Origin of the sequence: Thioclava sp. 'Guangxiensis', from assembly GCF_045348365.1 — a bacterium.
GTDB classification, from domain to species: Bacteria; Pseudomonadota; Alphaproteobacteria; order Rhodobacterales; family Rhodobacteraceae; genus Thioclava; species Thioclava kandeliae.
The window spans coordinates 101133-124973 of record NZ_CP155823.1 but is presented as its reverse complement, the minus strand read 5'-3'; the positions used below and the strand labels follow the sequence as shown (position 1 = coordinate 124973).

Below are 23841 nucleotides of genomic sequence, written 5' to 3'. Positions count from 1 at the left end.
TCATGCCGCCAGATCTATCATCTCTGGCGAAATGCAGAAGACGCAGCCATTGCATTTAATAGTTGCACCAAACGCCATGCCACGGCTGGCGCGTGCGCGGCAGGTGCCTTAGGCTGGACCGATGGATATGCGTGATCTCAACCTGCTGCGGGCGCTCGATGCGCTGCTGGCCGAGGGGAGTGTGGCCGCGGCCGCACGGCGGCTGGGGCTGTCGACCTCGGCCATGAGCCGGACGCTTGCGCGTCTGCGCGAGGCCACGGGCGACCCGCTTCTGGTGCGGGCGGGGCGCGGTATGGTGCTGACGCCGCATGCCGAGGCCCTCAAGGAGCGCGTGCCGCATCTGGCCGCCGAGGTCGAGACCGTACTGAGGCCGGCCGAGACCCTCTTGGACCCCGCCCATCTGCAGCGTGATTTCGTCATCCGTGCCAATGACGGGTTCATCGCCGCCTATGGCGCGACATTACTGGGGCTGGTGCGCGAACGCGCCCCCGGTGTGCGGCTGCTCTTCGCGCAGAAAGAACCCAACCCCGCGCGGGCGCTGCGCGACGGGCTGTGCGATCTGGAGCTGGGTATCCTGCGCGACACCGCGCCCGAGCTGAAAGTCCAGCGCCTGACCCGTGATTATTTTGTGGGGGTGACACGGCCCGGACACCCTCTGGCCGCGCGACCGATCACCGCGCGCGATTTTGCCGAGAGCGACAGCATCGTCTCCACCCTGCACCAGCCGGTGAATTTCACGCATGTGGTGGATCGGGCACTTGCCGAGATCGGGCTGAAGCGCCGCCGGACCTTTCAGGTGCCATCCTTTCTGGTGGCGCTCTCCATTTCCCAGCAGAGCGATCTGGTGGCGATCCTGCCCCATTCCTATGCCATGATGGAAAAGCGCCGCCTGATGGCGCTCGGCCTTGAGGGGCCGGAGATCTTCGATCTGCCCTTCGAGACGGGCGAGATCGTGATCTCGCTGATCTGGCACCCGCGGATGGACCGTGATCCGGCCAACCGCTGGCTACGCGAACTGGTGCGCGAATGCACGCGGATGGTGGGCGCGGGTTGAGCGCTCAGAAGGTCGGCGGCGTGCAGGCGCTGAACACCACACAGGGCTCGGCGCCCACCTGACGGAACCGGTGCGGCAGTCGGCTGTCGAAGTAGTAGGCATCGCCCGGGCCGAGCACCTTGCGCTCCTCGCCCACGGTGATCTCCACCCGCCCCGAGAGGACGATCCCGCCCTCCTCGCCCTCATGGCCATACATCACGCGGCCCGTATCGGCGCCCGGCTCGTAGGTTTCCTGCAGGATCATCATCGCGCGGCCAAAGAGCGTGCCGCCGATCTGGCGCAGCGACAGCTTCCCCTTGCCGATCTCGGTCAGCTCGTCCGCGGCATAGAAAATCTGGCGCTCGGCATCGGGCTGGAACTCGAAGAAAGCCGAGAGACTGATCGGGATACCATCGAGGATCTTGCGCAGCGCCCCCACCGAGGGGTTCATCTTGCCCGATTCAATCAGCGAGATCGTCGAATTGGGCACGCCCACCTTCTTGGCCAGTGCGCGCTGCGACAGCCCCGCCCGCTCGCGAATCACGCGCAGTCGGTGGCCCAGCTCCTTGTCCTGGGAGGTCGTGTTATGAGTGTTCACCATAGATCAAACACCTCCATTCCATGACGCTTATACAACGACTTACAGCCAATAAGAAACAGACTATTTAACTTTCCAAATCCCGCTAGACTTCTCTCAAATCAGCTCTTCAGGGATACTCCTCATGGCAAATGCAGATATCGAAACCCGCCGCAAAGCAGCCCTCGCCCGTGGCGTCGGCGTCCTCACCTCGCATTACGCAGTCCGCGCCGAGAACTCGGAAATCTGGGATGCCGATGGCAACCGCCTTCTTGATTTCGGCTCGGGCATCGCCGTGCTGAACACCGGTCACCGCCATCCGAAAGTGGTCGAGGCGGTCAAGGCGCAGCTCGACGCCTTCACCCATACCTGCCATCAGGTCGTGCCCTATGAAAACTATGTCCGTCTGGCCGAGCGTATCAACGAACTGGCGCCCGGCGATTTCGCCAAGAAGTGCCTCTTTGTCACCACCGGTGCCGAAGCGCTTGAAAACGCGGTCAAGATTGCCCGTGCGCATACCAACCGCTCGGCTGTGATCACCTTCCAGGGCGGCTTCCACGGCCGGACCTTCATGACCATGGCGATGACCGGCAAGGTTGCGCCCTACAAGATCGGCTTCGGCCCGCTGATGAATGACGTCTTCCACGCGCCATACCCCTATGAAGCGCATGGTGTTTCGGTCGATGACAGCCTGAATGCGATCGAGAAGCTGTTCAAAGCGGATGTCGATCCGGCCCGCGTCGCGGCCATCGTGCTCGAGCCCGTGCAGGGCGAAGGCGGCTTCGTGCCCGCGCCGAAAGAGTTCACCGCCCGTATCCGTGCGCTCTGCGACAAACATGGCATCGTGATGATCGCCGATGAAGTCCAGACCGGCTTCGCCCGCACCGGCACCGTTTTCGCGATGGAGCAACATGACGCCCATGCCGATCTGATCACCATGGCGAAATCGCTGGGGGGTGGTTTCCCGATCGCGGGTGTCGTTGGCCGCGCCGAGATCATGGATGCGGCAGGCCCGGGTGGTCTGGGCGGCACCTATGGCGGCAACCCGCTGGCGATTGCCGCGGCCAATGCCGTGCTCGATGTGATCGAGGAAGAAAAGCTCTGCGCGCGCGCCAACACGCTGGGAGCCAAGCTGAACACCAAGCTCGAAGAGCTGAAAACCCTCGTGCCGGAACTGGCCGAGATCCGTGGTCCGGGCTTCATGGTCGCGGCTGAATTCATGAATGCCGATGGCACCCCCGCGACCGAGCTGACCAACAAGATCCGTCTGGCAGCGCTGGAGCGTGGCCTGCTGCTGCTGACCTGTGGCGTCTATGGCAATGTGATCCGCTTCCTCGCGCCGATCACCATTCCGGAGGCACAATTCGATGAGGCGATGGACATCCTGACCGCCGCCATCAAAGAGGTCAAAGGCATCAAGGAACTGGCCGATGCTTGATCGCTCGGATCTGGCAGCCAAACTCAAGGACGCGTCTCTGCTGGAGACGCGCGCCTATATCAATGGTGAATGGGTGGGGTCGGAGACGCGTTTCGCGGTCGAGAACCCCTCGACCGGCGAGACGCTGGCCGAGGTGCCGGACCTGACCGTTACCGATACCAATCGCGCGATCGACGCGGCCTATGCGGCCAAAGCCGCTTGGGCTGCCAAGACCGGCAAGGAGCGCGGCGCGATCCTGCGCAAGCTCTATGATCTGATGGTTGCCAATGCCGATGATCTGGCCACTATCCTCACCGCCGAGATGGGCAAGCCTTGGGCCGAGGCCCGTGGCGAGGTGCTTTACGGCGCCTCCTATGTCGAGTGGTTCTCGGAAGAGGCCAAGCGTCTTTATGGCGATTTCATCCCCGGTCATGCGACCGACATCCGCATGGTTGTCGTCAAACAGCCGGTGGGTGTGGTGGGTGCCATCACTCCGTGGAACTTCCCCAATGCGATGATCGCGCGCAAGCTTGCGCCCGCGCTCGCGGCAGGCTGCACGATGGTGGCACGCCCGTCCGAGTTCACGCCCCTTTCGGCACTGGCGCTGACCGTGCTGATCGAGCGTGCCGGCGTGCCGGCAGGTGTGTTCAACATCGTGACCGGCCTCGATGCCGCAGGGATCGGCAAGGCGCTATGCGATAGTCCCAAGGTCGCCAAGATGACCTTCACCGGTTCGACCCGCGTGGGCAAGATCCTGATGCGTCAGGGCGCCGATACGGTGAAGAAGATCTCGCTCGAACTGGGTGGCAATGCGCCCTTTATCGTGTTCGACGATGCCGATGTGGATGCGGCGGTCCAGGGCGCGATGATCGCCAAGTTCCGCAATAATGGTCAGACCTGTGTCTGTGCCAACCGCATCTATGTGCAGGCCGGTGTCTATGACGCCTTTGCCGAGAAACTGGCCAAAGCCATGGGCGCATTGACCTTGGGCGATGGGTTTGCGGAAGGCACGACCACCGGCCCGCTGATCAACGCGGCAGCGCTGGCCAAGGTCGAGGACCATATCGCGGATGCTGTGGCGAAGGGCGCGACCGTTCTGACAGGCGGTAAACGCTCGGCTCTGGGCGGAACCTTCCACGAGCCCACCCTGCTGACCGGCGTTACGCAAGAGATGAAGGTGGCCTCCGAAGAGACGTTTGGCCCGCTGGCGCCTCTGGTAAAGTTCGAGACCGAGGCCGAGGCGATCGCCTTTGCCAATGACACCGAATTCGGGCTGGCGAGCTATTTCTACACGGGCGATCTCAAGCGCGCATGGCGCGTGGGCGAGGCGCTCGAGACGGGGATGGTCGGCATCAATACCGGTGCCATCTCCTCGGAAATCGCGCCGTTCGGCGGGATCAAGCAATCGGGACAGGGGCGCGAGGGCTCCAAATACGGCTGCGACGACTATCTCGAGATCAAGAATCTCTGCTTCGGCGGGATAAGATAATGCCAGATGCCTCCGGTTAGGCCGGAGGCATTTCCCTTTATACGGCTTTCCCGATTTACCCTAGATTTTACGCTAAATTTCGGTGCATCGCGGATAATCGGAATTTGCCCCAATATTTCATAAGGATGCGGCTGCAGAAATAATTTCTGCATATGAAAATACACGCCTTGAGGGAAAGTAGCTCTTAATAAATCACGCTTAAGACTATGCTCACTGTCAATAAGGTGAGCCGCACAATGTCCGCACCCTCGCGTCCTGTCTTCCTGCATCAGAAGGTCTCGCGCCTGATCATGGTTCCGCTTTTCGCCGTGGTCGTGTTCTCAGCCGCAATGATCACACAGCGGATCTCCAACGCGCTCGATGCGCAGACCCTGACCCATCTCATGCGATTTGCCTCCTCTCTCTCCAATCTGGTGCATGAGCAGCAAAAAGAACGGGGCGCGACAAGCATCTATCTCAGCAGCAAGGGCGCGACCTTTGCCGAGGAACTGGCCGCACAACGCGCCTTGACGGATGAGCGGGTGCGCGAGGTCGCACAGGTCGGGTCCGCCGTGGCAGATGGCCTGCCGCCCGAGCTGGCCAGCTCCTATGCCGAGATCCAGGCGCAGATCGCGAAGCATGATGCGGTGCGGGCGCAGGTCGATGATCTCGCCATTCCGGTGCCCGACGCTTTGGGACATTATACCAAGATCAACGGCGACACGATCGCGATGCTGGGCCAGCTCACGGAAATGGGGCTGAACGCAGATATGGCCAAACGTCTGAGCGCGTTCACCTCCTTCATGGCGGCCAAGGAACGCGCGGGTATCGAGCGGGCTATCGGCTCGGGCGGCTTCGCGCTCGGGCGCTTCGATACGGCACGGCTGGGGACATTGCACCGGCTGATCTCCCAACAGGATATGGGGTTTGCTTTTTTCCGCCAGTTCGCAACACCGGAACAGGTGGCGGCCTTCGCGACGCTGGAAAATGGCTCTGCATTTACCCGCGTGAACGAGCTACGCGCGATCGCCTTCGCCTATCCGGATACGGGTTCGGTAGAGGGCATCACTCCCAAGGAGTTTTTTGACGCGACCACGACCCGCATCGGCCAACTCAAGACCTTCGAGGACAGTCTGGGGAGCAATATCAACGAGGTCGCCACGGCATATCGCAACCATCAGCTATGGCTGCTGCTGCTCAACACGCTCGCCATGTTTGCCGCGACAGCTGTGATCCTCGTTATTGCCCGGCGCATAACGAGAAGTATGGTTCAGGAGGTTACCAACATATCGCAGCGGGCGGCAAAAATGGCGACCGGCGATCTCGAGAGTGACATGCCGATGACAACCATCGTCGAATTCGACCGCATCAACGAAGCGATCGAGGCCTTCCGGAGCAGTATCCTCACGGCACGGGCCAAGGAAGAGACCCATGCCAAGGAAGAGCTCGCCCGCGAACATGCCGAGCGCGAGAGATCCGAGGTCCTGCGCCTTGAAGAGCGCCGCGCCTCAGAACAGGCTTTGGCCGAAACGACCGCCAAACGTGCGGCCGATGAGGCGATTGCCAAGGACGTTAGGGATGTCGTCAATGCCTGTGCCAGCGGAGATTTCACCAAACGCATCCCGCTCGAGGGTAAGGACGGCATCATGGCCGATCTGTGTCAGGGCCTGAACGAGATCGGCGCCAGCGTCGAACAGGGTCTGGGCGAGGTCGAGAGGTCGATGCAGACTTTCGCACGCGGCGATTTTACCTATCGTATGCCCGAAACCCTTCGCGGCAGCTTCCGCCGCATCGCCCAGTCAAGCAATCAGGCGGCAGAGGCCCTCTCGGCGACAATGCAGAGCATCGCAGCCTCGTCGCAGCGCATCGAAAGCTCGACCCGCGAGATTTCCGACGCCTCGGCAGATCTGGCCCGCCGGTCCGAGAAGAATGCCGCCGTGCTGGAAGAAACCACCTCGGCGCTGACCGAAATGTCGGCCTCCGTCAGCAGTTCGTCACGGGAGCTGGACGAGACCCAGAAAACCGTCACCGATATCAACGAACGGGCCGAGCGCGGGCACGAGGTCGTGGTCGATGCGATCGCCGCCATGAGCAGCATCGAGAACTCCTCGGCCAAGATCGAACGTGTGCTGCAGGTGATCGATGATATCGCCTTCCAGACCAACCTTCTGGCGCTCAATGCCGGCGTCGAGGCCGCGCGGGCGGGGGAAGCGGGCCGTGGGTTTGCGGTTGTGGCCTCCGAGGTGCGGGCTCTGGCGCAGCGCTCCGCCGACGCCTCGCAGGAAATAGGCACCATGATCTCGACATCCAGCGCCGATGTGCAACGTGGGGTCTCGATGGTCAATTCCACCGGCAGGGCACTCGAGGAAATCGTGCAAGGCGTGCGTGACATACGCAGCCGGATCGAGGGGATTGTGGGCGCCACCCGAGAAACCACAATCGGCATCAAGGAAATCTCGAACGCCACGCTGGAACTGGATCAGACCACCCAGAAGAATGCCGCGATGTTCGAAGAGACAAATGCCGCGATCACGACCCTGCGCAACGAGACACAGGCGCTTTCCGCCGAGCTCGGAACCTTCAAGATCGATACGGGAGACGTCGAGCTTTTCGACGAACCGAACCGGATGGCGAGCTAGGGGAGAGGCGGCAACAACGCGCCGCCTCTGCTGTCATTTCAGCGCGACATAGGTCGCGGCATCGAGATGCGAGATCCGCACGGCGACCTTTGGTCCGGTCACCTCCTCGATCCGCGCCTTCAGCACTTCCGCCAGTTCCGTAAGCTTTTCGCGCGTCCGCTCGGGCTTCGGCAGAATCGCCAGTTCGCAATTGACCACCGGCTGGTCCGGAAGGCCCGTGACCGGCAGCCATGCCAGCTGGCAGGCCGCCTCTGCCGAGGACAGTCTCTCGCAAAGGATTGCACGCAGATCGACAAGCAGGGTCCGGACCCCCTCCGGATCGATGCGCGCGTCACATGTCCTGTCGACATGGAGTTTCAGAATGGGCATATGTTCCTCCCCGACTTACAGAATACATTGAATGACCGTGCAAGCGGCCCCGAATTCGAGTGGCCCGATCACTGCTGCAGACGATGGCAGATCCCCGCCCCCGCCTCAATCCCGATCCTTGTGCACATCGCCTGCGCCTGAGGGAACAGCCCGCGCCCTTGCAGCCCCCCTGTCCGCACTCCTAGATGCGAAGGAACTGAAAGGATCACTTGTATGAAAAAGATCGGCTTTCTCTCTTTCGGCCACTGGGCGGATGACCGTGGCTCGCAGGTGCGTTCGGCCTCGGATGTTCTGCTTCAATCCATCGACCTCGCTGTTGCGGCGGAGCAGATGGGCGTCGATGGCGCCTATTACCGTGTGCACCATTATGCCCGCCAGCTGGCCTCGCCTTTCCCGCTTCTGGCTGCGGTGGGCGCACGCACGACAAGTATCGAGATCGGCACCGGTGTCATCGATATGCGCTACGAGAACCCGCTCTATATGGTCGAGGATGCCGGCAGCGCCGATCTGATCTCGGGCGGGCGGCTGCAGCTCGGTATCTCGCGCGGATCGCCCGAACAGGTGATCGACGGCTGGAAGCATTTCGGATACCAGCCCGCCGAGGGCGAAAGCCCTTCCGATATGGCACGCCGCCATACGGAGGTTTTCCTCAGGATGCTCGACGGTGAGGGCTTTGCCCAACCCAATCCGCGCCCGATGTTCCCCAACCCGCCCGGCCTGCTGCGGCTCGAGCCCCAGAGCCCGGGCCTGAAGGAACGCATCTGGTGGGGCGCGGGCTCGAACGCGACGGCGATCTGGGCCGCGCAGCTCGGGATGAACCTACAAAGCTCGACCCTGAAAGATGACGAGACCGGCGAGCCCTTCCATATCCAGCAGGCCAAACAGATCCGTGCCTATCGCGAGGCCTGGAAAGAGGCGGGTCACGCGCGCAGCCCGCGGGTTTCGGTGTCGCGCTCGATCTTTGCGCTGACCAATGATCAGGACCGGATGTATTTCGGCAACGGCTCCAAGGATCAGGACCAGATCGGTTTCATAGACCAGACCCGTTCGGTTTTCGGGCGGGGCTATGCTGACGAACCCGATCGCCTGATCGAACAGTTGCGTCGGGACGAGGCGATTGCCGAGGCCGATACGCTACTGCTGACCGTGCCGAATATGCTGGGCGTCGATTATAACGTCCATGTGCTGGAAAGCATCCTGACCCATGTGGCTCCCGCTCTGGGCTGGCGCTAACTAAATCCCTGAAACCACGCCTTGCACCGGCGTGGTTTTCTTGCTCTGATCCGGCAAAATTATACTACAGGGATCATCATGAGCATCGTCGTTTACCTCCCCAATCCGAAAACCTCCGCCAAATGGGTCACCCGCCTGCAGGGCGTGCTGCCCGAGGCCGAGATCGTTTCCGCTCATGAGCCCTTCGATGCGCAGGCCGTGACCTATGCCGCGGTCTGGCAACCCGCGACGGGCTTTCTGGCAGGGCTGCCCAATCTGAAGGCCATCATCTCGCTCGCGGCAGGGGTAGACCATATCGCTGCGGATGCAGAACTCCCGCGCCATATCCCGGTGATCCGCACGGTGGGCACCGATCTGACCCAGCGGATGCGCGAATATGTGGCGGTGCAGGTGCTGAACCTGCACCGCTACATGCCCGAGATGCAGCTCGCGGCGGCAAAAGCCGAATGGAAGGCGCTGGTCGCGCCGGTTGCAGGGCAGCGCACGGTCGGTGTGCTGGGTCTGGGCAATCTGGGGGCGGCGTCGGCGGCCCTGCTGGCGCAGATCGGCTTTGAGACGCGCGGCTGGGCGCGAAGCCCCAAAACCATCGACGGCGTCACCTGCCATCATGGCCCCGAGGGTCTGAAGGCGTTTCTGGAGGGCTGCGAGATCGTGGTGAACCTCTTACCGCTGACCCCCGAGACCCATCATATCCTGAATGCCGACTTTTTCGCGCAATTGCCCAAAGGTGCCCGCCTGTTGAACGCCGCCCGCGGCGACCATCTCGACGAGGCGGCCCTGCTGGAGGCGCTGGAGAGCGGCCAGATCGCCCATGCCATCCTCGATGCTTTCCCGCTGGAGCCCCTGGCCAAGGACCATCCGTTCTGGACGCATGAAGGGGTGACGGTAACCCCGCATATTGCCTCACAGGTCGACCCCGAGACCGGCAGCCACATCATGGCCGCCAATATCGCGGAATTCGAGGCGAAGGGCCATTGCAAGGATCAGGCCGATATGCAGCGGGGCTACTGATCCAGCCCGATATCGCTCTGATGCCGCAACCCTAATGTCGCAAGGCGTTGAACGCCTTGCGATATTGCGAGGGCGAGGTATTTTCCCAGCGTCGGAAAGCGCGAACGAAGGCGCTGGGTTCGGAATAGCCCAACTCTTCCGCAATCAGCGAGATCGACAGGCCCGAGCCTTCAAGATAGCGGCAGGCCTGCTCGCGGCGGGTCTCCTCGACAAGCCGTGCGAAGCTGGTGCCACAATCCTGAAGGCGGCGCTGGAGCGTCCAGCGCGGCATCCCCATCCGGTCCGATAGAAGGTCGAGATCCAGCGTGGTATCTTTCAGATGCAGCCGGATCACCTCGGCGGCCGCCTCGGTCACGCAAGGCCCCGTCTCGCGCAGGCTGAGCGCCTGAAGATTACAACGCAACAGCTGCTGGAGCGTACCATCGGCCTTGGGCATAGCAAGTCCCTGATCGGCTGACCGGAAGACCAGCGCATTGGTCGGGCGGCCGAAACGCACAGGCGCCCCGAAGGCGGCCTCGATCTCGGCGCGGGTGCCGTTATCGGCTTGCTCCAGCTCGATCAGTTCGGGCGCCCACTCCTCGCCGCCCGCATGGCGCAGGACATTGCGGAACATCCCCAATGTCACCAGCGCGTCCTGATCACGCATCCGCACACGATCCGGGGCCACACGGTAGCTGATCCAGCTCAGATCGTCCTGTGCGCGGAAGCCGGTCGCAGTGCCCTGCTGGTGCCACGGGAAATAGGCCGCCAGATTTTGCGCGGCATCGCCCAGACTGGCCGAGTTGATCGCGATATAGCCGATCAGCCCCAACATCTCTGGTGTAAAGGCCTGCCCGTAGGCCAGCCCGAAATTCACATCGCCCGAACGCTCGGCGCCCAGTTCCATCATCCGGCAATACAGGTCGAGATCCATCCGGCTCATCGGCTGGGCCGCGGTCTCGGGCGCAAAGCCAAGGCTGCCGAAGAAACTGTCAGGGCACAGCCTGTAACGGCGGATGAATCCGTCGATACCGGTCGCGGCTGCGGCGAGAACCTGCGGTGTCTGGGCCTGCATGGGAATCCCTCCATCTCTGGGAGATGGAGATGAACGCAACCATCGCTTATAGCAATTCGCGCCGCCTCCGGTTGCCTTGTTTACAAGGGCGGAACAAGGAATGTGATTAAAAAATAAACCACCCGCCCAATTAAGAGGCGGGTGGAAAATCAGATATGAAGAGGCGTGTTTACTCGCCCGGCGTTGCGGTCGCGTCGACCTTGCGGCGCAGCAAGGCGGCCACACCCACACCGAGGATCATCAGGATCGCGAAGATCACGAAGATCTCGAAATTGTAGATGATCATCGCCAGCATCGCGAGGCAGGCAAGCCCCAGCGCGATTGCCGGAAGGACCGGGAACAGGGGCGCCTTCCACGGGCGGTCCAGATCAGGCTCGGACTTGCGCAGACGGAAGAGCGAGGCCATCGACATGATATACATCACCAGCGCGCCGAACACGGCCATCGTCACGATAGTGGCGGTCAGCGACATGCCGGCGACCGAGATCAGGCTATCCGAATAGATCGCGATGATGCCTACGACACCACCCGCGATGGTGGCCACATGCGGCGTGTGGAAGCGCGGATGCACCTTCGAGAAGACTTCCGGTAGAAGACCTGCGCGCGACAGGGCGAACATCTGGCGGGCATAGCCCATGATAATGCCGTGGAACGACGCCACCAGACCGAAGAGACCGAGCCAGACAAGCATATGGGTCCAGCCGCTGCCTTCACCCACCACACGGATCATCGCCTGCGGCAGCGGGTCATTGAGGTTCGACAGCTGCGTCCAGTCGCCCGAGCCACCTGCCATGATCATCACCCCGAAGGCGAGGAACACGAGCGTCAGGATACCGGCGATATAGGCTTTCGGAATGGTGCGGCGCGGGTCCTTGGCCTCTTCTGCGGCCATAGCGACGCCCTCAATGGCGAGGAAGAACCAGATGGCAAAGGGGATCGCGGCAAAGATACCGCCGATGGCCACGGGCGAGAACTCGCTGGCGCCAGCCCAGCCATTGGCCGCGAAATTGGTCACCGAGAAGGCAGGGGCGACAACACCCATGAAGACCAAGAGCTCGAAGACCGCAAGCAGCGTCACCAGCAATTCGAAGGTCGCCGCGATTTTCACACCCGCGATATTGAGTGCGATGAAGATGATATAGGCGCCTACCGCCGCCAGTTTCGGGTCAAGCCCGGGGAACTGGACGTTGAGATAGGAGCCGATCGCCAGCGCGATGGCGGGCGGGGCAAACAGGAACTCGATCAGCGTGGCAAAGCCCGCGATGGCGCCGCCCGTCGGGCCGAAGGCGCGGCTGGCATAGGCAAACGGCCCGCCTGCGCGCGGAATGGCGGTGGTCAGTTCGGTGAAGCTGAAGATAAAGGCGGTATACATGGCCGCCACGATGATCGTGGTGATCAGGAAGCCCAGCGTGCCCGCGCTTTCCCAGCCATAGCTCCAACCGAAATATTCACCCGAGATCACGAGGCCGACTGCGAGACCCCAGAGATGGAAGGCGTTGAGGCTTTTTGACAGCCCCGCTTTGCCAGTTGACATGATGTTTTCCCCGTTTTGTTTTTCGATGCCCCTTAGGGCCTATTCCTTTGGAATTGCGGTTGTTTCCGAGGCCGCCAGCGTGGGAGCCTCTTCTTTCAGCTTGGTGCCGGTCAGACCCAGCTTGCGCGCCTCGCGCACCAGCCATGCCAGTTTGCTTGCCGCCTGAGCGGGCGTCTGACCGCCACTGAGGTGAATATTGGACAGGCAGTTCCGGTCGCTATCGGGGCAACCGGACCGCGGGTTATAGGTAAGGTAGATGCCAAGGCTGTCAGCCACGGTCAGGCCCGGACGCTCGCCGATCAGCACGGCCACCATGCGGGCCCCCAAGCCCTGCCCGACCTCGTCGCCCACAGCCACGCGGCCTTGGGTGACAATCGCCACCGGCGCGATGGACAGATCCGGCAGCGCCTCATGCGCCGCGCGCAGGGTCGCGCCCGCATGTGCCGCAACAGCCGCCGAGGACAGCCCGTCACAGATGACAAAGGCCAGATCATAATCGCCCTTTGCCAGCCCCGCGCGATCCTCTTCGGCCAGTTTGCGCCCCAGATCGGGGCGGCGGAGATAGATGGAGCGGTCGGCCGCAGCCGAACGGAGCGCCAGCGTCTCGAACTCGGAAAGCTCGGCCTGCAAGGCCGCCACATCCAGCGGCGCATGGACCGCATCGCGCGCCCGCGCGGCATCGAGCCGGAAGGACGCGAGCGCCGGCGTGGGCAGCCCCGCGCCCGAACGCCCGAGCCCGATACGGGCGCGGGTGGCTTGACGCAGGCGGGCGAAGGGGTCGCGGGTCAGATCATCGCTCATGGTATCCCCTCACGCGCTCAGGGCCGGGCGGGTCATCGCCGCCAGCAGCCGGTCCGGCGCAGGCGCGATACGCCCGCCCTCATCCACAATCCCCTGTGCCGAAAGCCAGCTCTCGAATTCGGGCGCGGCCCGCAGCCCGAAGCTTTCGCGCAGATAGAGAATGTCGTGATAGGAGAGCGACTGATAATTGAGCATGATGTCATCCGCGCCCGGCACGCCGATGAAATACCGGCAGCCCGCATCCGACAGAAGCGTCAGCAGACCGTCCATATCATCCTGATCAGCATGGGAGTGGTTGGTGTAGCACACATCGCAGCCCATCGGCACGCCCATCAGCTTGGCGCAGAAATGGTCCTCGAGGCCCGCGCGGGTGATCTGCTTGCCATCAAACAGATATTCCGGCCCGATAAAGCCCACGACCGTGTTCACCAGAAGCGGGTCGAAAGCGCGCGCCACCGCATAGGCGCGGGTCTCGACGGTCTGCTGGTCCATCCCGAAATGCGCATCGGCTGACAGAGCCGCGCCCTGCCCCGTCTCGAAATACATCACATTCTGGCCCACGGTGCCGCGCTTGAGCGACAGCGCCGCGTCCTGCGCCTCGGCCAGAATCGCCAGATCCACCCCGAAGCCCCGATTGGCCTTCTCGGTGCCCGCAATCGACTGGAACACCAGATCGAGCGGCGCACCACGATTGATGATCTCGATGGAATTGGTCACATGGGTCAGCACGCAGCTTTGCGTGGGGATCGCGTGACGCTCGCGGAGTTCATCCAGCAGATGGATCAGGGCCATTGCCTGCGGCACGTTATCGGTGGCGGGGTTGATGCCGATCATCGCATCGCCAATGCCGTAAAGGAGCCCGTCGATGATGCTCGCGGCCACGCCTGCCGGATCATCGGTCGGATGGTTGGGCTGGAGCCGGCTCGAGACGGTGCCCGACAGGCCCATCGTGGTGCGGAAGGCGGTGATGATCTCGATTTTGCGGGCCACCGCGATCAGGTCGCGGTTGCGCATCAGCTTGGAGACGGCGGCGACCATCTCGGGCGTCAGCCCCGGCGCCAACGCCTTGAGCGAGGACGCGTTGGCCTCGTTCGACAACAGCCAGTCGCGGAACTGGCCCACCGTCATATGCGCCACGGGCGCGAAGGCCGCGCGATCATGGCTATCACAGATCAGGCGCGTGACCTCGTCGTCCTCATAGGGCACAAGCTGTTCTGCCAGAAATTCGGTGAGCGGCAGATCGGCCAGCGCCATCTGGGCGGCCACTCTTGCGATCTCGCTCTCGGCGGCAATGCCTGCCAGCTCGTCTCCCGAGCGCTGCGGGCTCGCCGCCGCCAGCAATGCGGTCAGGCTGTCGAAACGGAAGATTTCGGAACCGATCATATGGCGATAGCTGGGCATGGGGCCTCCGATAGATGTCTGTAGCAAGGATAGCGCATCCTGCCCCGCCAAGACTTGACCGCATATGACAATCGCACCGGCGCCACTGTCATGATCTGTCAAGTTTGGCGATCTCCCCCGAAACCGGCAGCCCTGCCTGAAGGACGGGCATCCGGCGAAACCGCCCCATCGCGCTGCATGCCTTGCGGCGGTCAGGGCCCTGTCGGAAATCTTTCATAAAAGCTAAGCCTGATTGTTACCTTGCCGCTGCATCTGGAGCCCGAACAGATGCGAAGGAAACTGACATGACCTCCCAATCCGTGACACTTGCCGGTATCGGCAAGGGGTTCGGCACGACGACCGTGCTCAAGGGGATCGATCTCGAGATCCATGCGGGCGAATTCCTGTCGCTGGTAGGGATGTCGGGCTGTGGGAAATCGACGCTGTTGCGGATCATCGCAGGGCTCGAGACTGCCGATACCGGCTCCGTGCGGATCGATGGCGAGGATGTTACCGGCACCGATCCGACAGACCGCAATCTGGCGATGGTCTTCCAGTCCTATGCGCTCTATCCGCATATGAGCGTGCGCCAGAATATCGCGACGCCTCTGCGCATGCGCCGTCTGCGGCTGATCGACCGGCTGCCGCTGCTGGGGCGGCTGACCGCGCCGCGCGATACCCTGCGCGAGATCGAGATCGCCGTCGAACATGCCGCCGAGCTGCTGCAGATCTCGGCGCTTCTGGACCGCAAACCGGCGCAGCTCTCGGGCGGACAGCGCCAGCGGGTGGCGCTCGCGCGGGCCTTGGTGCGCAATCCGGCAGCCTTCCTGATGGACGAGCCGCTCTCCAATCTCGACGCCAAACTGCGCGCCCATATGCGCGACGAGCTGGCCGCCCTGCACAAACGCCTTGGCGCGACCTTCATCTATGTCACCCATGATCAGGTCGAGGCGATGACCATGTCCGACCGGATCGCGCTGATGTCGGAGGGCCGGATCGAACAGCTGGGAACACCCGAAGAGCTCTATCGCCGCCCCGCCAACCTGACGGTGGCACGGTTTATCGGCGCGCCCACGATCAACCTTCTGCCCGCCGAAAGCATGGCCGATGGCCGGCTGCGCCTGATGGGCGAGGTGCTGGATCTGCGGGTGCGGCAAGCGGGGCCGCTGACGCTCGGTCTGCGCGCCGAGGATCTGCATCTGGCGGCAACAGGGCTTCCTGCGCGGGTCACCCGTATCGAGACCCATGGCGCCGACCGCTATGTGAGCTGTGCGCTTCTGGCCGATGAGACGCTCTCGCTGACCCTGCGCCAGAGCGCCTCGGGCCCCGCCCCAGCCGGGATCATCCATCTGGGCTTTGCACAGGACGCGCTGCATGTGTTCGGCCCCGATGGGCAGCGCCTGACCGCGCGCCTCCTACAAAAGGTGGTGGCATGAGCGCGCTCGATTTGCCCCATGCCCCCACCCGCGCGCGCGCCCGCACAGGTGCCAAAATCAGCAAGGGTATGCTTTTTGCCGCCCCCGCCGTGGTGCTGCTGCTGGCGATCTATATCCTGCCACTCCTCACGCTGGCGGGGTTCTCGCTGACCGACTACCAGCTTGGGGCGATCCGCTGGAACTTCGTGGGGCTCCAGAATTTCACCAAGGCGTTCCATGACGTGGTCTTCCTGCGCGCCTTCTGGAACACGGTGCTCTATGCCGCCATCGTCATCCCCTGCGGCATCTTTCTGGCGCTCGGCGTGGCACTTCTGGTGCATGGGCGGAGCCGCACGCGGGGCCTGTGGGAAGTGGCCTATTTCCTGCCCGTCACCGCCACGCTGGTCGCCATGGCGACCGTCTGGCAGTTCCTGCTGCACCCCACCCTCGGGCCGGTGAATGCCGTGATCACTTGGGCGGGCTTTGATGCGGTGCAGTTCTTGGGCACACCGTGGCTTCTGATCCCGACCATGGCGCTGATCGGCGTCTGGCAGGTCGTGGGGTTCAATATGGTGCTGTTTCTTGCAGGGCTGACTGCCATCCCGCAGGACCTGCACGAGGCCGCACAGCTGGACGGCGCGAAATCCCCGATTGACCGTTTCCTGACCGTGACATGGCCGATGCTGGGGCCGACGACGATGTTTGTCACGGTGACCACCTCGATCTCCGCCTTCAAGGTGTTCGAGACCGTGGCTGTGCTGACCAAGGGCCGCGCAGGCTCCGAGACACTGCTCTACGCGCTCTATCTCGAGGGCTTCGATTACTCGAACACGGGCTATGCGGCGGCGCTGACGCTGATCTTCCTCGGCCTCGTTCTGGTGCTCTCGATCGGCCAGACGCTCCATCTCGAAAAGAAGGTCCATTACTGATGCGCGCCTCGAAATACCTCCCCCATCTCGTGCTGGGCCTTGGCGCTGTGGTGATGCTTTTGCCCTTCTACTGGATGGTGCTGACCGCGATCCGCTCGCCTTCCGAAATTTTCGACATCTCGCTCTGGCCGATCCCGAAAGACTTCGCGGGCGGTGAGAATTTCCATCAGGCGGCGACCTCGGTGCCGATGGCGCGGTTCATGCTCAACGGGGTGATCGTCTGCGCGGGCATCCTGATCGTGCAGGTCCTGACGGCGGTGCCCTGTGCCTATGCGCTGGCCAAGCTGCGGTTCCGTGGCCGCAAGATATTGCTATCGGTGATTGTGGCCGCGCTTTGCGTGCCGATGCAGGCGCTGGCGCTGCCTTTGTTCGTGGGGCTTGCGAAGGCGCAGATGCTCAACACCTATTTCGCGATGATGGCGCCCTTCTTCCTGTCGGTCTTCGCGATCTTCCTCTTCCACCAGTCCTTCCGCTCCTATCCCGACGAGATCATCGAGGCCGCGCGTCTGGACGGGTTTTCGGAAATGGAGATCTGCTGGCGGCTGGTCCTGCGCGCCTCGCTGCCCTCGCTTGCGGCCTTCGCGGTATTTTCCGTGGTCGCCCATTGGAACGACCTCTATTGGCCGATGATCGTCGTCAACCGCACCGAACTGGCACCGCCGCCGCTTGGCATGCTGTTCTTTGCCGATGCCGAGACCGGCACCAATTACGGCGCGCTCATGGCGGGGGCCTGCCTGATCACCGCCCCCATGGTCGCCTGTTTCCTCCTTGCCCGCCGCCAGTTCATCGCGGGCATCACCATGACGGGCGTCAAATGACCCGTCCGCCTTCCTCCCAACCGAACCGGAGTTTTCCCATGTATCCCACCCGCCGCACCGTTCTGACGGGGCTTACCACCTCTGCCGCTTTGCTGATGGCGCTTCCCGCCATGGCGCAAGAGGTCACGCTGAATGTGCTCTACAACATGCCGGGCTTTACGAAATTCCATCAGCCGCTGGCCGAGGAATTCGAGAAGAACAATCCGGGTGTGAAGATCAACTTCCTAGCACCCGCCGCCAATTATACCGACGGTCAGGCGCAGGTGCTGCGCTCGGCGGTGACGGGCGATCTGCCGGATGTCTATTTCTCGGGCTATAACCTGACCGCCGAGCTGGTCCATACGCTGGAGCCGCGCGGCCAGATCACCGACCTGGGGCCCTTCATCGAAGCCGAGGGCGGTCAGTCCTTCCTCAACAAGAACTACTCGCCCAATATGGCGGCGCTTGGCCAGATCGATGGCAAGCAATATGGCCTGCCGGTCAATGCGTCTTCGCCGATCCTCTATATCAATTCCGAGCTGGTGAAAGAGGCGGGCGCCGATCCGGCGCATATGCCCGACACCATGCCCGAGCTGATCGCGCTTGGCGCCAAGATCCACCAGATGCACCCCGATATGGCGGGCATGGCCTATGATATCGCGGGCTGGCCGGATGACTGGCTCTGGCAGGCGCTGATCTTCGAGCAGGGCGGCAAGCTGGTCGATGAGACCACCGGCAAGGTGGCTTTCGATAACGAGATCGGGCTGAACGCGCTGAAGATGATCCGCCAGATGGCCGCCGAGGCCGGTGCGCCGACCTTCGACTGGGATCAGGCGCGCCAGCAGTTTGGCGCAGGCAAGACGGGCTTCATGGTCTCGACGCCTGCCCATGTGCAGACGATCGAGGGCCTTGTGGGCGACCGGTTCGATCTGGCCACCGCGACCTTCCCGCTGGATGACAAGACCAATGGCGGCGTGCCCACGGGTGGCAACTCGGCCGTCATCCTCACGCAGGACAAGGCCAAGCAACAGGCCGCGTGGAACTATCTCAAATGGATCACCGGCCCCGAGGCGCAGAACGTGATCGTGCGCATCACGGGCTATCTGCCCACCAACAAGAACGCCACCGGCGAGGCCTATCTGGCGCCTTATTACGCCGAGCATCCCAACGTAAAAACCGCCTCGCTGCAGGCCGACAAATCGCTGCCTTGGGCGGGTTATCCGGGTGGCGACTCGGTCCGTATCTGGCGCACCCAGCGTGACATCATCGGCACGGTCATGCGCGGCGAGGTCTCGCCCGAGGACGGGCTGAAGCAGATCGTGGAACAGACCAACGCCCTGATGGAATGACCCAAACCATGCGGGGGGCTCTGGCCTCCCGCATGACCTTTGAAAGCAGAGCCATGAAGATCATCCAGCTGACCGACACCCATCTGATGCCCGCGGGCCAACTGGCCAACACGGTGGACCCCGAGGCGCAGATGCGCGCGGCCATCGACGATATCCTGAACCGCCATAGAGACGCCGATCTGATGGTGATCACCGGCGATCTGTGCAACCACGGCGACCCCGAGGCCTATGACCTTCTTCGCGAGATCCTGGCGCCTGTGCCCTTCCCCGTGCGGCTGATGCTGGGCAATCATGACGACCGGCCCAATTTTATCGCCGCCTTCCCCGAGCATCCGCTCGACGCCAATGGCTATGTGCAGGGGGTTCAGGACACAGATTTCGGACGGCTGATCTTTCTTGATACCCATGAGGCGGGCGTGATCGGCGGCATTTTCGGGCCCGACCGGATGGAATTTCTGGACAAGGCCCTGCAAGGCGCAGGCCCGCTGCCGCCCACGATCTTCATCCACCACCCGCCGATGGATGACGGGATCGGCCATTTTACCAATATCAGCCTGCATGACGAGGGCCGCGTGATGGCGCGGTTGGCCGCCCATCCGCAGGGCATTCGCCATATCGTCTTCGGCCATATCCATATGCCGCTCACGGGCACCTCGCCCGAAGGCATCGCCTACAGCGCGGGTCAGGCCTGCGCGCATCGCTTCATCACCGAGATCGATCGCCCCGATCCGTGGTGGACCAAGGGCCACGCCCATTACCGCGTGATCTTCCTCGACGGGCTGGGGTTCCGCGCCTTCATGGCCGAGGCTGGGCAGGTGCCCACGGTGCAGGCCCCTGTCTGCGTCGGTCCCTGACTTTGGTCAGGGACTTCCCGCCCCGCCTCAGGCCATTGCGGCAACCGCCTCTTTATGCGCCTGCGCCAGTTCCGCCATCGAGTTGAAGCGGAAATCATAGCTCGGCATCTCGCCCGGATTCATCGTGGCACCAAAGCCTTCCTTGTCGTGGCGGCGATAGATCCACGCATTGGCCAGCCCGTGACGGTTTGCGGGCTGGTGGTCATGGAACATGCTCTCGGCCGTATGCAGGATCTGGTCCTTGGCTATCCCGACCCGCGCCAGATGCCCGATCATATAGTCGAAATTCCGGTCCGAGGGCTTGTAGCTGCCGATATCCTCGGCGGTGTAGACATGATCGAAGGTCACGCCCAGCTTCGCATTGGAATGTTTGAACGAAGCCGCATCCACATTGGAGAGCACGCAGAGCTTGTAATGCTGCTGTAGGTAACGCAGCGCCTCGGCGCTATCGGGGAAGGCGGGCCAATGTTCGACCGACCGGCCATAGGTCTCGCATTCTTCCCATGTCACGGGGATCTGCCATTCCTCTGCCAGACGGCGATAGACGGTGGCCAGAAGCCGGGTATAGGGCATGGCCGGAGTCCAGGCCTGCTGGGTGCTTTCGTGATAGGCATGCGCCTCGAGGACCTGATCGCGGCTCAACGGGGTTTTCAGCTGCGAGGTCAGTGGCTTGAGCCCCTCGAACATGCCGCTCTCCCAGTCGATCAGCGTGCCATAGACGTCAAACGTCAGGATCTTGAAATCGGTCAAATTCATCGGGCCACCTTTACGCGATATCTGTCGGTTCGCCCTATTGCTAAAGATCATGACCGCGCGGACAAGCGCAATCGCCCGCGCGAGAGGCGCAGAAAGATGACGGGTCAATTTTTAGGCAGACGCCTGCGCCAGAACCCGCATCCGGCCCGCCTGCGCCTCCCATGCCAGACGCCATGTGCCAAGCGGGCCGGATTTGTTCTTGCTCAGATGCCAGTCCACCACCATGCCCTGCCCCAACGGGTCGAAGACCGGCTCCGCCCGCCAGCGGGTCTCGGCGGCGTTTGAGCCCATACCTTCGGGAATGATGCACAGCCCCAGACTGTTTCCGGCCTTGGCCGCCAGCTGCAAACGACGGCCTTCGCGCAGGTTCAGCGGGCGCGTGACCTCCAGCACCACAAAAGGCAGCGCACCATCCTTCAGCGCCTCTTCGGCCACGGCCAACGCATCGGTCTGGTCGGACGGACGCGCAAGCAAAAGCCCCTCGGGCGGGCGGAAGGGGATCAATCCCTGCGGGTCCAGCCCCTCGGCCCGCCATGCCTCGCGGATCCATAACACAGCAGCACTACGTGTCGTGATCAGGGCAAAGGCCATGGCTCCGGCGCCATGGACCTCATGCACCCGCCCGCGGCGCAACGCGATAGATGTGTGGAAATCGGCGACCATGTCAGGAACATATCAAGAACAGACGGATTCGCCAATGGGTTATGGCAGGGGCGCCTCGACCAGATGGCTTCCCGGTCGCAACCCGTTCGAGAGCATCAGCCGCACCTCTTCGGGGATCAGGCTGTCATCTGGCGCATAAAGCCCCGAGCGCCGCATCATCGCCCGCAGATCGACCGATTTGCCCAGATATTCCATGACCATCTGCGTGGCCGAAGGCGGACGCGGCGCACGGGCCGCCACCCCCGAAACCACCCCACTCAGATAGCGGATGCGATTGTTATAACTGGGATAGAGGATGATCTGCATCACCTCGTTACGGGTCAGCGTCTCCATCACCGTCATGAACAGACGATCGCCCAGCAGAAAACAGGCGCCCTCGTATTTGCAGGTAAACTTGCGCGCCCCAACACGGCCCACGCTCTCGACGCTTTTGACATTCACCCCGAAAGGGGTCTCGTAGAGCCTGGTCAGCGCGCAAAGCACCTGCCCCGGATGGGACATGGAATTATACCATGTGAGGTAGTGACCCAGATAAGGCATCAACGCCTTGGCCGAACCCGCCCGCAAATCGGTGGCTGTGCGGGCCACAGTATCAAGCTCGGTGCGCAATCCGGTGCTTTGCGGGCGCAGCCGGACGATCTCGGCGAATTGCGCATGCGACAGCAGCAGCTCGGCCTCTTCCACCCCGAAGAAGTCGCAGATCCGCCGCATGGAGCGCAGCGAGGGAAAGGTCTCCCCCGTCAGGTAGCGATTGAACTGCGAACGATTCACCCCCAACTGCTGGCAGACCGATACGATCGAGCTATGATAACTACATAGTAGTCGTAGATTTCGTGGCAGATCCTGGGACACCCGCCCACCTCTTGATGCTAGTTGACGCTACTTATGTATCCGGTCGCGTCTGCCTGATGCAAGATAGACCATGGTATTCCGTAACTGCATCCCTAGTTTGCACCGAATTCGCGACAACAAAACCAAACGCGACAATAATGGGGGATATCATGGATTTTCTGGAGCTGATCTTTAGCAAGATCGGCGATCTGACTTGGGGTTGGTCGCTGATCCCGATTCTCGTCGTCTTCGGCGTGTTCATCACTCTGGCAACCGGCTTTGTGCAGTTCCGCTTTTTCGGACGGATGTTCCGCGTTCTGCGCAAATCGAACAACGCGGCCGATAATGACAAGATCTCGGCGCGCGAGGCGCTTCTGGTCTCGGTCGGCGGACGCGTAGGCGGCGGCAATATCGCAGGCGTTGCCGTGGCGATCACGCTGGGCGGTCCGGGGGCCGTATTCTGGATGTGGGCCGTGGCGCTTGTTGGCATGGCCACCAGCCTTGTCGAATGCTCGATCGCACAGCTGTTCAAGCGCCGCACGGGCGAACACAGTTTCCGTGGTGGTCCCGCCTATGCGATCATCCATGGTCTGGGCCCCGAATACAAATGGCTTGCAGGGCTCTACGCGGTCTGCCTCATCGCGGCCTTCGGCTTCGGCTTCAATGCGTTCCAGGGCAATACCGTGGCCGGCGCGATGCAGGACAGCTTCCATATCGACCGTCTCTGGACGGCAATCGGCCTGTCGATCATTTCCGCCATCATCATCTTTGGCGGTATCCACCGCATCGCGAAAGCCTCTGACGTGATCGTGCCGATCATGGCTGTGGGGTATCTGCTGATGGCGCTCGTGGTCATTGCGCTCAACATCACCGAAGTGCCGCAGGTCTTCTCGATGATCGTCAAGAACGCTTTCGGCATCGAACAGGCCGTCGGCGGCGGTATGGGCGCGGCCATCATGCAGGGCATGCGTCGCGGTCTCTTCTCGAACGAGGCAGGTCTGGGCTCCGCGCCCAACGTGGCCGCCACCGCAGAGGTGCGCCACCCGATCAGCCAGGGCATCACGCAGTCCTTCTCGGTCTTCATCGACACAATCGTCATCTGCTCGTGCACGGCTTTCGTGATCCTCTTGAGCGATGTCTATGTCCCCGGTGCCGAAGGCATTGACGGTGTGGTCCTCACGCAGCAATCGGTCACCAGCGAGCTGGGCAACTGGGCGCAATACTACCTGTCCATCGCGGTGCTGCTCTTTGCCTTCTCGTCCATCATCTACAACTACTATCTGGGCGAGAACGCACTTTCGGTCTTTAGCGAAAGCCCCGCCGCAATCCTGATCCTGCGCATCGCGATCGTCGCTATTGTCTTCATCGGTGCGCTCGCACCCGGGGCAACCGCAGTGTTCTTCTTCTCCGACCCGCTGATGGGCGTGCTGGCGCTGGTGAACCTGTTGGCGATCATGATGCTGTTCCCCGTGGCGATGCGCCTCTTGCGCGATTTCCGCGCCCAGCTGAAGGCGGGCGTGGAGCGTCCGGTGCTCGACCCCGATATGTATGCGGATCTCGATATCGACCGCAGCGCATGGGACAAGAAACTCTGAGCGACAACCGATCCATAGGGCGCATAAGAACGCCCGAGGAGACCACTCGATGGGCTGCCGCAAGGCGGCCCTTTTTTCATGCCGCCAAACTGTGATGGGCGGGCCGTGAAAAATCCCTTGCCCGTTAACATTAGTG

At 62.4% G+C, this 23841-nt stretch carries 21 protein-coding genes; 12 read left to right on the top strand and 9 right to left on the bottom strand.

Annotation, left to right across the window (positions count from 1 at the left end; translation table 11 throughout):
* Nucleotides 1-121 precede the first annotated feature (121 nt).
* Complete coding sequence (locus tag ABEB22_RS14085) at nt 122-1054, top strand: LysR family transcriptional regulator (RefSeq protein ID WP_339114932.1); 933 nt, start codon at nt 122-124, stop codon at nt 1052-1054.
* A 4-nt stretch (nt 1055-1058) separates the two neighbouring features.
* Here ABEB22_RS14085 and ABEB22_RS14080 read toward each other — a convergent pair whose 3' ends face one another.
* Nucleotides 1059-1634, bottom strand: a complete 576-nt coding sequence (locus ABEB22_RS14080; protein WP_349295624.1) for a cupin domain-containing protein — start codon at nt 1632-1634, stop codon at nt 1059-1061.
* A 121-nt stretch (nt 1635-1755) separates the two neighbouring features.
* Between ABEB22_RS14080 and ABEB22_RS14075 the strand changes: the two genes are divergently transcribed.
* The 3 genes from ABEB22_RS14075 to ABEB22_RS14065 all read left to right on the top strand — a co-directional run bounded on the left by ABEB22_RS14075 (nt 1756) and on the right by ABEB22_RS14065 (nt 7134).
* A complete protein-coding gene (locus ABEB22_RS14075) occupies nt 1756-3048 on the top strand; it encodes a 4-aminobutyrate--2-oxoglutarate transaminase (RefSeq protein WP_349295623.1) in 1293 nt (430 codons plus the stop codon).
* On the top strand, nt 3041-4516 hold the full coding sequence (locus ABEB22_RS14070) for an NAD-dependent succinate-semialdehyde dehydrogenase (RefSeq protein ID WP_349295622.1): 1476 nt from the start codon (nt 3041-3043) through the stop codon (nt 4514-4516). Before ABEB22_RS14075 ends, ABEB22_RS14070 begins: the two co-directional genes overlap by 8 nt.
* 236 nt (nt 4517-4752) lie before the next feature.
* Nucleotides 4753-7134 carry a nitrate- and nitrite sensing domain-containing protein gene (locus tag ABEB22_RS14065; protein WP_349295621.1) on the top strand — a complete coding sequence of 794 codons (2382 nt, stop codon included), beginning with the start codon at nt 4753-4755 and terminating at the stop codon, nt 7132-7134.
* Between the two features lie 33 nt (nt 7135-7167).
* Here the strand turns inward: ABEB22_RS14065 and ABEB22_RS14060 are convergent, their stop codons facing one another.
* Nucleotides 7168-7503, bottom strand: coding sequence for a hypothetical protein (locus ABEB22_RS14060; protein WP_339114927.1), 336 nt, complete (start codon nt 7501-7503; stop codon nt 7168-7170).
* Nucleotides 7504-7716: 213 nt separating this feature from the next.
* On the opposite strand from ABEB22_RS14060, the gene ABEB22_RS14055 reads away from it, so the two are divergent.
* Both ABEB22_RS14055 and ABEB22_RS14050 read left to right on the top strand, forming a co-directional pair.
* Nucleotides 7717-8736 (top strand): LLM class flavin-dependent oxidoreductase, encoded by a 1020-nt coding sequence (locus ABEB22_RS14055; protein WP_349295620.1) that lies wholly within the window; start codon nt 7717-7719, stop codon nt 8734-8736.
* A 78-nt stretch (nt 8737-8814) separates the two neighbouring features.
* On the top strand, nt 8815-9747 hold the full coding sequence (locus ABEB22_RS14050; RefSeq protein ID WP_349295619.1) for a glyoxylate/hydroxypyruvate reductase A: 933 nt from the start codon (nt 8815-8817) through the stop codon (nt 9745-9747).
* Between the two features lie 31 nt (nt 9748-9778).
* Here the strand turns inward: ABEB22_RS14050 and ABEB22_RS14045 are convergent, their stop codons facing one another.
* From ABEB22_RS14045 to ABEB22_RS14030, 4 genes are all read right to left on the bottom strand, one after another.
* Entirely contained in the window at nt 9779-10801 is a 1023-nt protein-coding gene (locus ABEB22_RS14045; protein ID WP_349295618.1) for an AraC family transcriptional regulator, read from the bottom strand.
* A gap of 169 nt (nt 10802-10970) precedes the next feature.
* Nucleotides 10971-12335 (bottom strand): ethanolamine permease, encoded by a 1365-nt coding sequence (gene eat / locus ABEB22_RS14040; RefSeq protein ID WP_339114923.1) that lies wholly within the window; start codon nt 12333-12335, stop codon nt 10971-10973.
* 39 nt (nt 12336-12374) lie between these two features.
* Nucleotides 12375-13136, bottom strand: coding sequence for an ethanolamine ammonia-lyase subunit EutC (eutC, locus tag ABEB22_RS14035; protein WP_349295617.1), 762 nt, complete (start codon nt 13134-13136; stop codon nt 12375-12377).
* Nucleotides 13137-13145: 9 nt separating this feature from the next.
* Entirely contained in the window at nt 13146-14537 is a 1392-nt protein-coding gene (locus ABEB22_RS14030) for an ethanolamine ammonia-lyase subunit EutB (RefSeq protein ID WP_349295616.1), read from the bottom strand.
* A 284-nt stretch (nt 14538-14821) separates the two neighbouring features.
* On the opposite strand from ABEB22_RS14030, the gene ABEB22_RS14025 reads away from it, so the two are divergent.
* Genes ABEB22_RS14025 through ABEB22_RS14005 form a run of 5 tightly spaced genes read left to right on the top strand, consistent with a single transcriptional unit; the run spans nt 14822 to nt 19860 of the window.
* Complete coding sequence (locus ABEB22_RS14025) at nt 14822-15952, top strand: ABC transporter ATP-binding protein (protein WP_349295615.1); 1131 nt, start codon at nt 14822-14824, stop codon at nt 15950-15952.
* On the top strand, nt 15949-16860 hold the full coding sequence (locus ABEB22_RS14020) for a sugar ABC transporter permease (protein WP_349295614.1): 912 nt from the start codon (nt 15949-15951) through the stop codon (nt 16858-16860). The genes ABEB22_RS14025 and ABEB22_RS14020 overlap by 4 nt, the downstream gene beginning before the upstream one ends.
* Nucleotides 16860-17678, top strand: coding sequence for a carbohydrate ABC transporter permease (locus ABEB22_RS14015; RefSeq protein WP_339114918.1), 819 nt, complete (start codon nt 16860-16862; stop codon nt 17676-17678). The genes ABEB22_RS14020 and ABEB22_RS14015 overlap by 1 nt, the downstream gene beginning before the upstream one ends.
* Nucleotides 17679-17716: 38 nt before the next feature.
* The gene (locus ABEB22_RS14010; protein ID WP_339114917.1) at nt 17717-19006 is read left to right on the top strand and encodes an ABC transporter substrate-binding protein; all 1290 of its coding nucleotides are present in this window, start codon (nt 17717-17719) and stop codon (nt 19004-19006) included.
* A gap of 53 nt (nt 19007-19059) precedes the next feature.
* Nucleotides 19060-19860, top strand: coding sequence for a phosphodiesterase (locus ABEB22_RS14005; RefSeq protein ID WP_339114916.1), 801 nt, complete (start codon nt 19060-19062; stop codon nt 19858-19860).
* A gap of 27 nt (nt 19861-19887) precedes the next feature.
* Here the strand turns inward: ABEB22_RS14005 and ABEB22_RS14000 are convergent, their stop codons facing one another.
* The 3 genes from ABEB22_RS14000 to ABEB22_RS13990 form a co-directional block, all read right to left on the bottom strand.
* Entirely contained in the window at nt 19888-20616 is a 729-nt protein-coding gene (locus ABEB22_RS14000; protein ID WP_339114915.1) for a haloacid dehalogenase type II, read from the bottom strand.
* 111 nt (nt 20617-20727) lie between these two features.
* Complete coding sequence (locus ABEB22_RS13995) at nt 20728-21279, bottom strand: hypothetical protein (protein WP_349295613.1); 552 nt, start codon at nt 21277-21279, stop codon at nt 20728-20730.
* A 39-nt stretch (nt 21280-21318) separates the two neighbouring features.
* The gene (locus tag ABEB22_RS13990) at nt 21319-22050 is read right to left on the bottom strand and encodes a helix-turn-helix transcriptional regulator (RefSeq protein WP_349295612.1); all 732 of its coding nucleotides are present in this window, start codon (nt 22048-22050) and stop codon (nt 21319-21321) included.
* Nucleotides 22051-22280: 230 nt separating this feature from the next.
* Here ABEB22_RS13990 and ABEB22_RS13985 point away from each other — a divergent pair, with 230 nt between their 5' ends.
* Nucleotides 22281-23705, top strand: a complete 1425-nt coding sequence (locus ABEB22_RS13985; RefSeq protein WP_349295611.1) for an alanine/glycine:cation symporter family protein — start codon at nt 22281-22283, stop codon at nt 23703-23705.
* The last annotated feature ends 136 nt before the right edge of the window (nt 23706-23841 follow it).